Annotated in this window: 12 protein-coding genes; all 12 read left to right on the top strand. The window is 36.3% G+C overall.

From position 1 onward, the window contains the following. Positions 1–31: 31 nt before the first annotated feature. The 12 genes from ACTJKC_RS05060 to ACTJKC_RS05005 are packed head-to-tail and all read left to right on the top strand — an operon-like array spanning position 32 to position 13,004. The gene (locus tag ACTJKC_RS05060; protein ID WP_440790564.1) at positions 32–1,030 is read left to right on the top strand and encodes a glycosyltransferase family 10 domain-containing protein; all 999 of its coding nucleotides are present in this window, start codon (positions 32–34) and stop codon (positions 1,028–1,030) included. Positions 1,031–1,040: 10 nt separating this feature from the next. Beyond that, positions 1,041–2,009 carry a glycosyltransferase family 2 protein gene (locus ACTJKC_RS05055; RefSeq protein ID WP_440790563.1) on the top strand — a complete coding sequence of 323 codons (969 nt, stop codon included), beginning with the start codon at positions 1,041–1,043 and terminating at the stop codon, positions 2,007–2,009. Between the two features lies 1 nt (position 2,010). Next, on the top strand, positions 2,011–3,150 hold the full coding sequence (locus tag ACTJKC_RS05050) for a glycosyltransferase family protein (RefSeq protein ID WP_440790562.1): 1,140 nt from the start codon (positions 2,011–2,013) through the stop codon (positions 3,148–3,150). A gap of 9 nt (positions 3,151–3,159) precedes the next feature. After that, positions 3,160–4,134, top strand: coding sequence for an acyltransferase family protein (locus ACTJKC_RS05045; protein WP_440790561.1), 975 nt, complete (start codon positions 3,160–3,162; stop codon positions 4,132–4,134). Beyond that, positions 4,124–5,104 carry a glycosyltransferase gene (locus tag ACTJKC_RS05040; RefSeq protein ID WP_440790560.1) on the top strand — a complete coding sequence of 327 codons (981 nt, stop codon included), beginning with the start codon at positions 4,124–4,126 and terminating at the stop codon, positions 5,102–5,104. The genes ACTJKC_RS05045 and ACTJKC_RS05040 overlap by 11 nt, the downstream gene beginning before the upstream one ends. Positions 5,105–5,118: 14 nt before the next feature. Next, positions 5,119–6,120 carry a glycosyltransferase gene (locus ACTJKC_RS05035; RefSeq protein ID WP_440790559.1) on the top strand — a complete coding sequence of 334 codons (1,002 nt, stop codon included), beginning with the start codon at positions 5,119–5,121 and terminating at the stop codon, positions 6,118–6,120. Further along, positions 6,120–7,238, top strand: a complete 1,119-nt coding sequence (locus ACTJKC_RS05030; RefSeq protein WP_440790558.1) for an acyltransferase family protein — start codon at positions 6,120–6,122, stop codon at positions 7,236–7,238. Before ACTJKC_RS05035 ends, ACTJKC_RS05030 begins: the two co-directional genes overlap by 1 nt. Next, positions 7,235–8,467 (top strand): hypothetical protein, encoded by a 1,233-nt coding sequence (locus ACTJKC_RS05025; protein ID WP_440790557.1) that lies wholly within the window; start codon positions 7,235–7,237, stop codon positions 8,465–8,467. Before ACTJKC_RS05030 ends, ACTJKC_RS05025 begins: the two co-directional genes overlap by 4 nt. Beyond that, complete coding sequence (locus ACTJKC_RS05020; RefSeq protein WP_440790556.1) at positions 8,464–9,777, top strand: hypothetical protein; 1,314 nt, start codon at positions 8,464–8,466, stop codon at positions 9,775–9,777. The genes ACTJKC_RS05025 and ACTJKC_RS05020 overlap by 4 nt, the downstream gene beginning before the upstream one ends. Before the next feature lie 2 nt (positions 9,778–9,779). After that, the gene (locus tag ACTJKC_RS05015) at positions 9,780–10,406 is read left to right on the top strand and encodes a class I SAM-dependent methyltransferase (RefSeq protein ID WP_440790555.1); all 627 of its coding nucleotides are present in this window, start codon (positions 9,780–9,782) and stop codon (positions 10,404–10,406) included. Then, the gene (locus tag ACTJKC_RS05010) at positions 10,394–11,602 is read left to right on the top strand and encodes a glycosyltransferase family 4 protein (protein WP_440790554.1); all 1,209 of its coding nucleotides are present in this window, start codon (positions 10,394–10,396) and stop codon (positions 11,600–11,602) included. Before ACTJKC_RS05015 ends, ACTJKC_RS05010 begins: the two co-directional genes overlap by 13 nt. After that, positions 11,592–13,004, top strand: a complete 1,413-nt coding sequence (locus ACTJKC_RS05005) for an exosortase Y-associated Wzy-like protein (protein ID WP_440790553.1) — start codon at positions 11,592–11,594, stop codon at positions 13,002–13,004. Before ACTJKC_RS05010 ends, ACTJKC_RS05005 begins: the two co-directional genes overlap by 11 nt. Positions 13,005–13,008 lie beyond the last annotated feature (4 nt).

Raw genomic sequence — 13,008 nt, 5'->3', positions numbered from 1 at the left:
TCCAGAGATAAAAAAAGCTATCAAAGTAAAGATGCAAAATGGTTTAGACTTTGAAATCTTCAAACGAGAAGTTTTCGATGTGAATGGAGTTAGTGATTTTGTAGCGTTCGAGAATTCTTCTGATCCGGATTTTATCATTTTTGGCCCATATGGAAACGATGTTCCCAAACCCGGAAATTATCAGCGGATCGGTTATTTCTGCGAAAATATTACCCCCGATCTTTCTATTTGCGATTGGGCATTTGGTGTTCCGAGAGAAGAAGAAATTAGAAGTTCAAAATATAAAAGGATCCAATGGCATGGATTTGAGCCAAAATTATTAATCAAAAATTTATCGGATAACGATATTGACAGGATTTTGAGCGAAAAGACAAAATTCTGCAACTTCATTTATTCAAACCCTGTACCTTACCGTGAAGAGTTTTTTAAACAGCTATCTAAATATAAAAAAGTAGATGCTCCAAGTAAGTCGATGAACAATATGAAGAGTATCGATTCTCAATTTAGCGGCGATTTTTGGGATCAAAAACGGCAGTTTTTAAATCAGTACAAATTTACCATCGCTTTTGAAAATTATGCTTATCCGGGATACCAGACGGAAAAATTGTACGATGCGATGCTAATAAACAGTTTACCAATTTACTGTGGTGATGATTTTGTTGATGAAATTTTTAACAAGAACAGCTTTGTTAATTTTGCCAATTATGTAGATGACAAAAAAGGAAAGTTTTTGAAAAAGATAGAACAGCTTTCTCAACAAACTTTTGTAGATATCCGGCCGCAGCATTTTCGGAAGCCGCAAAATCATCTCAGCAGAAAACTTAAGTTGTATGGCCGAAGGTTTAAGATGAAATACCAGTTCAACCTCAATTTTTCGCCATTAATAGATCGGATCAAAGAGATCGATAACAATCCGGATTTATATATTTCTTATCTCAAACAACCTTGGCTGATCAACAATCAAGTTCCCGAACATACGCTTTCTAAAAATAGGTGGCTAGAAATTTTTGGTGTCACGCCTGAAAAGTGAGCTTACTACAATGAACCCATTAGTTAGTGTAATCATTCCAGTTTTTAACGCTGAAAAGTATCTTCCAGAAACGATCCAATCTGTTTTAGCACAGAGCGGTGTAAATATTGAGCTTATTTTGGTTGATGACGGATCGACTGATCACTCTTATGCACTAGCAAAATCATTTGAAGGTGCAAACATTACTGTGCTGCAGCAATTTAATAAAGGTGCCAGCGCAGCCAGAAATTTGGGAATCACTATCGCCAAAGGAAAATATCTGCAGTTTCTTGATGCCGATGACCTTTTGGGCGAAAATAAGATCAAATTTCAGCTTGATCAGTTATTGGAAAGGAAAAATTATATCGCAAATTGCAGAACGAAACATTTCAATGATGGCGACCAGCCCGAAAACATTGTACCGAGTGCTTACGAAGACGCTTTTTACGAAACTACTGATAAGACCGATGAGTTTTTGATCAAACTTTGGGGCGGCTACTCGAAAAGCGGGTCCATGGTTACTACGCATGCTTGGCTAATTCCAAAAACGTTAATTGACATAGCCGGAAACTGGAACGAAAATATTACAACTGATGACGACGGAGAATTTTTTGCCAGAATGATATTAAACGCTAGCGGCATTGTGTACACACCCGATGTTTTTGTGTTTTATAGAAAAAATCAATCCTCTTCCCTATCAAATATCAATTCAGAGAAAAAACTGAAAAGTTCTTTGGCGGCTGCAAAAATCAAAACCCATCTTTTACTCCAACAAAATTCCAGCGAAGCCGCAAAATTAGCAAGCTATAAATTATTGCTGGACATCGCCGTGCGAAGTTTCCCAAAATATTACAAAATATATCAACAGGCGATGAAGATAATGCCAAAAATTGAAAAAGAGGGGTATTTGCCACAACTTGGCGGACCGAAAATTCAGCGATTGGCAAAATATTTCGGCTGGAAAACAGCGCGGTTACTACAATTTGTATTGAAATCATAATTTGAAGATCTTTCTTTCGTTTTTACAGTCTAAAATTCAACATCCGATTGCAGCCTATAGCTTTTGGGAATATTACATTAAAAATGGAATTGAAGAAACTGAACATACCTGGCTAGAAGTTGATGAAGTAGATTGGGCCGCTGGATTAGTACAGAAAACTGAGGAAGAGCATGAAAAGTGGAAAACCTTAACTTGGGAAAAAACAGTATCAGCGATTAAAAAAAATCATCCTGATATATTTCTCAGCTATTTGTATCCTCAGCAAATCGATATTCAAGCGATTTATGAAATCAGAAGAATGGGTGTCTATTGCGTAAATTTTTTCTGTGATCATTTACGCTTTTTCAAAAAACTGCCAGCTGAGTTTAAAGTATTCGATTTAAACTGGGTACCGGAATATAAAGCCATACAACTCTACCAAAAAGCAAAACAACATTACTTGCATTTGCCCATGCCGATGTGGGTAGATCCAAAATATCGCAATATGCCAGATCACGAAAATGAGCGCATATCGTTTATCGGATCGAAAGATATTCAGCGGCATTTATTCTTCGAAAAGCTGATAAATATTTCGCCGTCGATAGACTTGGATATTTATGGTAGCGGCTGGAATGATGAGGCAAGAATGCCTAATTTTAAACGGCAGTCGGTCGTTGAAAAAATTAAAAACCAATTTCAATTTTTAAGGAGAAATGGCTTAAATCCTTATCTCAACAAACTGAAACAAAGTAAACTACACCCACAGACCTCAAAAGAATTACAGCAATTAATTCAAGGAAAACCAGATTTTGAAAACTACGTAAAAATAACAAGAGAAAGTAAAGTTACATTGGGGATCAATCGTTACCCCAGCTTTAACTTTCCACTTCATCAACCGGATACCTACTCGAGGTTGCGCGATATTGAAGCGCCAATGCTTGGAGCTTGTTACTTAACGGAATGGACCGAAGGACTTGATAAACTTTACGATTTAAAAGATGACATTTCAACTTATCGCACTGCGGAAGAATTAATTGAACAAATTAACGAATTAAGCAAATCATCTTCAAGGAGAGCTTTATTGAGGAAAAATGCCCAACATCAGGCGCTAAGTCAACATAGCATTGCAGCAACCATCAAAAAAATCACTTCACAATTTTAACTCAAATCTATGCCCGCTCAAATCAACCAAACAAAAATTGAAAACATTGAAGTGACCAGAGGCTTGGCAAGTTTAGGGGTTTGTGTAGTACATATGGGTATGCTGGCAGAATATAACAGTTATCCGGTAGTAAATTATATCGTAAACAGCGGGCAATTAGGTGTTTTAATGTTTTTCATCATTTCAGGGTTTATAATGCCTTATTCCTTATACAAAAACAATTACAAGATAAACGACTTTTTCCATTTTATTACAAAAAGAGCAATCAGAATTGATCCGCCTTATTATATCGTATTGGCATTAACGCTTTTATTCTTAATTAAATCAGAGCAAATCAATTTAAAAAACATCATATATAACATTTTTTATCTCGTTCCCTTTGTTAAACCGTCATATTGGTACGACACCATTTTTTGGACCCTGGGAATTGAAATCCAGTTTTATATTATTCTTGGGCTCTGTTACCCATTATTAATGAAACTCAAAATGCCCTATCTGATTATTATTTTATTACTGTGTTTTCATTCAGTAAAATTTGCAGGTTGGGCCGATCGCAGATTTATCCTTGCTTATGGACATTTTTTCGCACTGGGTTTTTTAGCTTTTTTGGTTAAAGTAAAAAAAATACCCGCCAATTTTGGCATTCGGTTGCTGATCTTTCTATGTTTGGAAATGGCCTTTTTAATTGCGATCAGATATATGGTAATTTGTTTGTTTACTATTTTATTGATCATGGTAGTTCCACCAATAAAAAACAGAATACTGATTTTTTTAGGGAAAATTTCGTATTCGCTTTATCTTGTTCACATGCTGGTCGCATCACTTCTACTACCTTGGATACTTCCTATAACTATTAATCCATTGTCAACTTTTATAGTTTTAATCATGACATCTATTTGCGGTGCTGGAATTTATTATTTTCTGGTCGAACAACATTTTGTAGCGCTGTCAAGACGCTTAAAATACAAAAGAGGTGAACAGTAGAATTATCATATATTTTAGAAAAAAACCGTTGGAAGATAGATGGTTTTATGGTGATAGGTTCTTGCGAATGCTGTTCAAAAGTCTCTTTAAAAAAGAAAAAATTGGCGGCGTTGAGAAAGTTTTTTTGAACCTCCGCCGTTCTTTTGATCAATTAAAAGTTAACTATCAGATAAACATTCCATTTAAACAAATCAAACCTAAAGATCAATTGATTGTACTTGGTGCAGGAAGATATGCGTTAAAAGGTTATCAGAAAACGAATAAAATCGTAGCTGGGATTGCATTAATGACACATCCTTCCGAGTGGCCTACTCTATGCGATGATTACCCAATCGCCAAATACCTTCAGCATTCAAACTGGGCGAAAAACGTATATGTGCCTTATTATGGTAATCATATTTGCGATACTTGGTTTGTAGGAATTGATACAGACGCATGGCTTCCGTCTCTAAAACCAAAAAGTTACGATATTTTAATTTATAATAAGATAAGGTGGGAACATGATCACTATAACGAAGTTTTGAGAAATCCGATTATTAATTTTTTAAATGAAAAAAATATAAGTTACAAGGAAATCGTTTATGGCGATTATCAGGAACAGGATTACAAGGCATTATTGGAAGAATGTAAGTGTATGGTATTTTTATGTGAACATGAAAGCCAGGGTTTTGCCTGTTGCGAAGCGATGTCTATGGATGTTCCGATATATGCCTGGGACCAAGGTTTTTGTTTAGATCCAAACCGATTTTCTTGGAATGATCCGCTAATCCCAGCCACCTCTGCTCCATTTTTTAGCGAAGAATGTGGATCAACATTTGAAAATTTCGAAAGTTTTACCGGGAAGTTCGATCTGTTTTTTCAAGGAGTAGTTCAACAGAAATTTCAGCCAAGAAAATACATTGTCAATAATCTTTCACTGGAAAAAAGTGGAATCCGAATGCTAGAAATTTTAGAAGAAGTATATAAATGAAAATCCTCTTAATCATGGATCCAGGAATTTCGGTTCCACCGCCAAAATATGGTGGTCATGAGCGGTTAGTTTATATGTTTGCCGAAGAATATACTGCTTTGGGGCATGAAGTTGAACTTTTGGCTGGTCCAAATTCAAAGATTTCTGGCAAAAATTACAGTTTTGGGATCAACGATCTAAAGCGGGGAAAATGGCAGCGGTTAAAAGAAACGCTCTTTGCCTGGAAATTTCTGTTGCAGAAAAGCAAACAATATAACCTCATCCACAATTTTGGAAGGTTAGCCTACCTTTTACCGATATTAAATCAACCAGTAAACAAAATCATGACTTACGGTAGGCAAGTCGATGCAAAAAATATCTATTGGACTAATCGATTTCCTCACCAGAATTTAAAATTTACTGCTCCAAGTTACGATTGTATCAGCACCGCACAGCATATTGGAGATTGGACAAGGGTTTACAACGCTATCGATTTTTCAAAATACGATTTAACGACCAATCTGCCTAATGATGCACCACTTATTTTTCTATCGAGATTAGACAAAGTAAAGGGTTGCCATATCGCAATTGATGTTGCCCTAGCTACCAATCAGAAGCTGATTATTGCAGGCAACATTTCAAATATTGAACACGAACAAGCCTATTTTGAAAAGATGTTAAAGCCAAAAATTGATGGTAAACAGATTAAATATGTCGGCGAAGTTAATGATGAACAGAAAAACCATTACCTCGGTATGGCAAAAGCTATGCTTTTCCCTATTGATGTGAGGGAGGCTTTTGGAATGGTCATGACGGAGAGCATGGCATGTGGAACGCCGGTAATTGCATTTCCAATGGGAGCTGTACCAGAAGTTGTTGATGAAGGAGTTACTGGTTTTGTGGTAAAAAACAGAGAAGAAATGATAGATGCGGTGGATAAAATTGCTAAAATTGACAGAACGCTTTGCAGAGCGCAGGCAAAAGAACGTTTTGATACACCGATCGTTGCAGCTGATTATTTAGGTCTTTACAGATAATGGATAAAGTTTTATCATTTTTAACTGCGCCGACAAAAATACCTGATCAGCTAAACAATAAGTATTATCATTCTTTAAATGGGTTTAGAGGGCTTGCAATTACCATGGTTGTTTTGTCTCATCTCAAGTTATCAGATTTAGAAATCTACTATATCATTTTCAGCGGAAAACTTGGTGTGCTTATTTTTTTTGTATTGAGTGGTTTTTTAATCACAACGCTAATGCTCAAAGAAAAAATATCGACAAACAGAATTTCTTTGAAGAATTTCCTCATCCGTAGAATTTTGAGGATTTTTCCTGTTGCCTATCTTTTTTTAGGCAGTTTGTTAATCTTAAATTACTATTATGAATTGGGGATCAGCAAATTGAATTTTATCGGCGCGGCACTTTACATTACCAACCTAACCTCTATATTTAGAGTGCATGGCCTTTCATGGTTCGTTGGACATTTTTGGTCACTTTCTGTAGAAGAGCAATTTTATCTGTTGTTTCCGGCCCTGCTTAAATTCAAATTCCGATTTTTCTTCTTAACAATACTCACGGTAGTATTTTTGCTGCCGATTTTTATTGGCTTGCAAGAGACTATACCTCTTTTAAGCTCACCAATATTTTATAGTCTGACACATTACTCCATCAAATTCCAACCGATTGCCGTGGGCTGTTTGTTTGCAATCTTATGGTTCAAATACCCTAGCTTTAAATTTCCGGGAATGGGCAATAAAGATCTTATTAACCTTGTTGGTTTTGCTTTTATTGTTCTTATCAGATATGACAACTTTTTCAGTTTGAAGAATATTCTTGTCGGATTGATTACATCTTTCGTCATCGGCTTGCTGATTGTAATTAATATAACTAAAAGCAATGGCATCACCTTTAAATTTTTAAACAACAAAGTAATCACAACTATCGGGATTTATTCCTATAGCATTTATATATGGCAACAACCGTTTACAGCAAAAGATTATAAACTACCGGTTATTTTTACAGCTCCACATTTGACAATCATCGGTATCGCTGCTATTAGCTACCTTTCCTATAATTATTATGAAAAATATTTCATTAAGTTAAAGTCGAAGTTTAGTCCAAAAACGACAATGCATCCGAGTACGGTTAAATGAAATCCTCATACCACATCGTATTAATTTCTTCAGGTCAACCCTCGCTCAACCCCCGATTGGTAAAAGAAGCGGATAGTTTAAAAGAAGCCGGATATACTGTTACTGTAATTTACCAGTATTGGAACGAGTGGGGAACTGCATTGGACATGCAATTATTGCAAACAAAAAAATGGAAATCAATTAGAGTTGGCGGCGACCCGAGTGCAGCAAAATTTGTTTATTTGAAATCGCGCATTCGTCAAAAATTAGCCATGAAGTTGTCCAATATTCTCGGTTTTGGGTTTGGTTTCGCAGAAACCGCTATAACCAGATGCCTGGCTGAACAAACAAACTTTGCGCAATCAATCAAAGCAGATTTATATATTGCACATAATTTAGGCGCATTGCCAGCAGCTGTTTCGGCATCGAAAAAGAACAAGGCGAAATGCGGATTCGATGCCGAAGACTTTCACAGATATGAAGTAACAAATAACAAAACATCACTTGATTATAAAATCAAAAAGTATATTGAAGACAAGTATCTTGCTCAGGTTGATTATCTAACAACGTCAAGTCCACTTATAAGTGCTGCTTATCAGGAGTGTTATCCGCAACTAAAGCCAATCACACTATTAAATGTTTTTCCACAACAACATATTCCAACGGTTGATCAGACGGATAAGCCATTACAGCTATTTTGGTTTTCGCAAACTATTGGCCTGGCAAGGGGATTGGAAACTGTAATTGACGTGATAAACCACCTGGACGAATTGGCGTTTGAGCTACATTTGCTAGGTAACCATGATGTGGAAATTATAGAAAATTTTAACAGTAGGTTAAAATCTGCCAAAAAAAGTAAAATCTTTTATCATCGTCCAATTCCAGCGGATGAGATTTTTAAATTTGCCTCACAATTTGACATCGGCTTAGCAACTGAGCTTAGTTATCCCGAAAATAGGGATATTTGCCTTACTAATAAAATTTTCACCTACGTGCAAGCAGGTTTGGCAATTATCGCAACTGATACGAGCGCTCAAAGCCAATTACTTGAAAACTACCCACATATGGGAGATACTTACGAAAATGGTAATATTGAAGCGCTTAAAAAATTACTCACTTTGTACGCAAATCATCGGAAAAAACTAGCAGCCAGAAAAAAACACGCGTTAACCTATGGAAACGAAAAGTTGAATTGGAACCTGGAACAGCAGACATTTTTAGAACTTGTAGCCAATACTTTAGCCAATTGAAACGGGTTTTAATCATATCGCCACACTTTCCGCCCATTAACGCTGCCGACATGCAACGGGTGCGAATGAGCTTGCCTTATTTCGAAAGTTTTGGATGGACTGCAGAAGTAGCAGTTGTAAATCAAAAATACTCAGATTTGGCAAAGGACGAGCTCTTGTTACAAACGGTACCAGCAAACACAGTCATCCACAAGGTGAAAGCGTTGGCTAAACAATGGACCAGTAAAATTGGGATGGGCGGTTTAGCCTTGCGCTCAATTTATCATTATAGAGAACAAATTAGTCGATTGCTAGCATCGCAAAAATTCGATTTAATTTATTTCTCTACAACACAGTTTCCGGTATGTATTTTGGGTAGTTATTGGAAGAAAAAATTTGGTATTCCGTACGTCATTGATATGCAAGATCCTTGGCATTCTACCTATTATCTAGATAAACCGAAATCGCAACGACCTCCAAAGTATTGGTTTTCTTATCGGTTAAATAAATATTTGGAACCAATCGCGATGAAAAATGTTGATGGCATCGTCAGCGTATCTGGCGCATATATCGAAACTTTGGAAAGTAGATACGCTTGGTTAAAAAATAAACCTTCCAGGATAATTACATTTGGCGCTTTGGAACAGGATTTTGTGATTGCTGAGAAAAACAAATCGAAACTTAAATTGGTGTATCAGACAGATCCGAATCAAATTAACCTGATTTATATTGGCAGAGGAGGGTATGATATTCACCCTGCAATTAAATTATTATTTGAAGAAATCTTAGCTTATAAAGAAACCAATCCGGCTATCTTTTCTCGACTACATTTACATTTTATTGGTACGAGTTATTCTGCAAATGGGACCGGCGTTCCAACAGTAGCTCCTACCGCAAAAGAAATGGGTTTAAGCAAGAAAGTAACAGAATATACAGATCGCATAGGTTTTTACCAAAGCATTCGAAATTTGCAAGAAGCAGATGGTTTGCTCATTGTCGGCTCAAATGATGCATCATATACGGCATCCAAACTTTATCCTTACATCATGGCGAAAAAACCATTACTCGCGTTATTTCATCAACAAAGTGAAGCAGCAACTGTAATTAAAGATTGTAATGCCGGAAATTTAATCACACTTGATCATTCTTATCTGGCAGTAAAGCGTATTTTTGAAGCATATTTGGAACAGGTAATCGAGAAAAAATCACCCAACACAAATTGGAAAGAATTTGAAAAATATACCGCAAAATCTTTAACCAAAAAACAGGTAGATCTGTTTGATGAAGTACTGGATTTGAAACACAGCAAACACCTAAAAAGTAAATTTTAAATATGCCGTTATACGTACAATATGGCTGCGGTTTTAGCGCTCCAAATACCTGGAAAAATTATGATGCCTCTCCTACTTTAAGATTTGAGAGAACTTGGCTAATTGGCAAATTTTACAAAAAAAACATTCAACCCTTTCCTGAAAATGTGCTGTACGGAGATATTGTAAAAGGTTTGCCCGAGCAAGAAAATACCTGCGACGGGATTTACTGTTCGCATGTTCTTGAACATTTGTCTTACCAAGACTTTCAGTCGGCATTGAAAAATACCTATCACATTTTAAAACCAGGTAGAATTTTTAGGTGCGTGGTGCCAGATTTGAAATTTGCCATAGCAAAGTATTTAGAAGATTATGATTCGGTAGAAAATCCAGCATCTGAGTTTATGCGGAGAACCTTACTAGGCAAAGAAAAAAGAAGCAAAGGTTTAACAGGTGTAATTAAAGATTATGCGGGCAACTCCAAACATTTATGGATGTGGGACGAAAAATCGCTGGTGTCCGAACTGGAAAAAAGTGGGTTTAAAAGCTGTAGAATCTGCTTTTTTAACGATAGCAAAGATGAACATTTTAAATTTGTTGAAGAAGCCAACCGCTTTAATGAGGCCGTAGCAATAGAATGCACAAAATAGAAAAGCTAGCAATTATAATCAGTCATCCGATACAGTATTACACCCCAGTATTTCAATTACTGGCTAAACAGTTAGCACTAAAAGTATTTTATACCTGGGGTGAACAATCAATAGCTAAATATGACCAAGGTTTTGGCCGACAAATTGAATGGGACATCCCCTTATTAGAGGGCTATGATTATATATATTTAGAAAATATTTCAAAAGATCCTGGCACCCACCATCTAAATGGTATAATTAATCCCAGATTGATTGAAGAAGTAGAGGGATTTGAACCAGATGCAATTTTGATTTATGGCTGGGCATCGAAAAGTCATTTAAAGATATTGCGATTTTTTAAAGGAAAGGTACCAACTTACTTCAGGGGCGATTCCACCTTATTAGATCAACAAAAAAGCTTTAAGAGCGTATTAAGAAAATACTTTCTTAAATGGGTTTATAGCCATATTGATAAAGCATTTTATGTCGGAGAGGCAAATAAAAATTACTTCGAGAAATATGGATTAAAAGATCAGCAATTGCATTTTGCTTGTCATGCTGTTGATAATGAAAGATTTTCACAGGGGAGAAAAGTAGAGGCGGATCGTTTAAGACAAAAATTTGGCGTTGCTGATCAAGAAATATTAATTTTATTCGCCGGTAAATTTGAAGTAAAAAAAAATCCATCGTTACTATTGGAAGCTTTTAATGCATTGAATTTGGCCAATGCCCATTTACTATTTGTCGGCAATGGAGTGTTAGAGGGGAGTTTGAAAAGGAAAGTTGACGGATTAGGAGCGAAGAAATCCTTCGAATACACCCAGGATGACAGTATAAAAAAGAGAATTCATTTTATGGATTTTCAGAATCAAAGAGAAATGCCTGTTGTGTATCAGGCCTGCGATCTCTTTTGTTTACCATCAAAGGGGCCAGGAGAAACATGGGGCTTAGCTGTCAATGAAGCTATGGCAGCAGGTAAAGCGGTTTTGGTTTCCACAAAAGTTGGCTGTGCCGTAGATCTTGTTAAGCCAGGAATTAATGGAGAAGTATTTAAATCGAATGACTTAGATGATCTTGTGAAAAAACTAGGAGAACTAACAGATAGAAAAGAAAAATTAACAAAAATGGGCATCCAATCCCAACAGATCATTCAAAACTGGTCATTCGAAAAACAAGTGAAAGCAATTGTAGATACTATTTACAGCGATGCAAAATAATAATCCTACAAGACTTATTTTAACTTTGTACTTTCCTGTTCTGGTTTGTTATTTACTAATCAATAGCCCGATCATATCTTATTTTGTGGCTTGGTTTGGCTCGCTATTTATTTTTTATACTACCATACTATCACCAGCAGCAATTATTAAGCAGGATTTACCTATCCATAAGCAAATTATGCGACCCATATTTCTTACGCAGCTCATTTTTGCAGGATTTATGTGTACCACTTCCATTTTTTACTTTATGGATCATTTGGGCTACCGGTATTTAACAGAAGTTAATTATGGCGCACAGTTTAAAGAAAGTGAACAAACTGCACTGATTGCCAGTTGCCAACGAATGAGTTTATTGGCTCATGCAGCCTTAGTTACAGGCATGCTTATAGTTCAAAAGAATCGTATTACCATTAAAAGTGTAAAAACCTTTGAAGGTGATGATTTTTTAATCTGGCTGGGCATTATTGTCTTCGGGATTGGTTCATTAGCACAACGTTTTTCTGGGCTTAGCCAAGTTGCCCTTCCACTTACCTTAGTCGGAATCTCTTGTGCAGCCGTATTATTTGTTAAAGGTTTCAACACAAAAAATATCAGATATCTTGGTATAGGCGCTACAATTTTCATTCTTAATTTTATACATGCCTCGCTATCTGGATACAAAGAACCGATCATTATCAATGTGATCGTTATAGCTTGTGTATTTTTTCCCTATTATAAAAAGGCCATACTTTATTTGAGCATTCCTGTCGCTTACATATTACTCTATTTCCTACCAACGTATAATAACACTGTAAGACAAAGCTGGAGCGGTGAAGTAAGTGCAGAAGAAGCACAAAACCAGGCGTTTGAGAATTTGGGTTCAAAAAACGAAGAACAAATTGAAGATACCAACTGGGGGTTTCTTACCAGAAGACTAAGCGAAATAGAAATGTTCACCCAATTTGTAGACTATGTACCCAGTCATCATCCTTATTATGATTGGGAAATTGTAGAAAATTCTTTAGAAGGACTCGTTCCCAGAATTTTCTGGTCAGGAAAACCCAACATGGAAACTGTATCCATGCAGCGGGTTTATGATGCAGGTGTAGCACATCAAATGTCTACAGTATCTGCAAAAACACGCCCCGTTGTAGATGCCTATCTAAGCTGGGGTGTTGCTGGTGTATTTTTCTTTATGCTTTTATATGGCATGCTGGTCCAACATTTTTCTGATCTGGCAGAAAGTTTATTCGGCGGCTACGAACTCGGCTGTGTAATTATGTTCAATAGTATTTTTCAGGGACTCTGGAGAGGGAATAACTTTGAATTTATGTTCAATAATATTTTTTGGGGTTATGTAATTATGTGGTTTCTGTTTTACCTGCTTAGAACCATAAAAGTATTAAAACCGACATTTGACTAATACG

Origin of the sequence: Pedobacter sp. 22226 (assembly GCF_052045455.1) — a bacterium.
In the GTDB taxonomy this organism is placed as follows: Bacteria; Bacteroidota; Bacteroidia; order Sphingobacteriales; family Sphingobacteriaceae; genus Pedobacter; species Pedobacter jeongneungensis.
This window is presented reverse-complemented; position numbering and strand designations above follow the sequence as displayed.

Excerpts from the sequence above, each read along its gene's own strand:
- ACTJKC_RS05060 (WP_440790564.1), top strand. The coding sequence starts at position 32 with ATGCAAAATGGTTTAGACTTTGAAATCTTCAAACGAGAAGTTTTCGAT.
- ACTJKC_RS05055 (WP_440790563.1), top strand. The coding sequence starts at position 1,041 with ATGAACCCATTAGTTAGTGTAATCATTCCAGTTTTTAACGCTGAAAAG.
- ACTJKC_RS05045 (WP_440790561.1), top strand. The coding sequence starts at position 3,160 with ATGCCCGCTCAAATCAACCAAACAAAAATTGAAAACATTGAAGTGACC.
- ACTJKC_RS05035 (WP_440790559.1), top strand. The coding sequence starts at position 5,119 with ATGGATCCAGGAATTTCGGTTCCACCGCCAAAATATGGTGGTCATGAG.
- ACTJKC_RS05030 (WP_440790558.1), top strand. The coding sequence starts at position 6,120 with ATGGATAAAGTTTTATCATTTTTAACTGCGCCGACAAAAATACCTGAT.
- ACTJKC_RS05025 (WP_440790557.1), top strand. The coding sequence starts at position 7,235 with ATGAAATCCTCATACCACATCGTATTAATTTCTTCAGGTCAACCCTCG.
- ACTJKC_RS05015 (WP_440790555.1), top strand. The coding sequence starts at position 9,780 with ATGCCGTTATACGTACAATATGGCTGCGGTTTTAGCGCTCCAAATACC.
- ACTJKC_RS05010 (WP_440790554.1), top strand. The coding sequence starts at position 10,394 with ATGCACAAAATAGAAAAGCTAGCAATTATAATCAGTCATCCGATACAG.
- ACTJKC_RS05005 (WP_440790553.1), top strand. The coding sequence starts at position 11,592 with ATGCAAAATAATAATCCTACAAGACTTATTTTAACTTTGTACTTTCCT.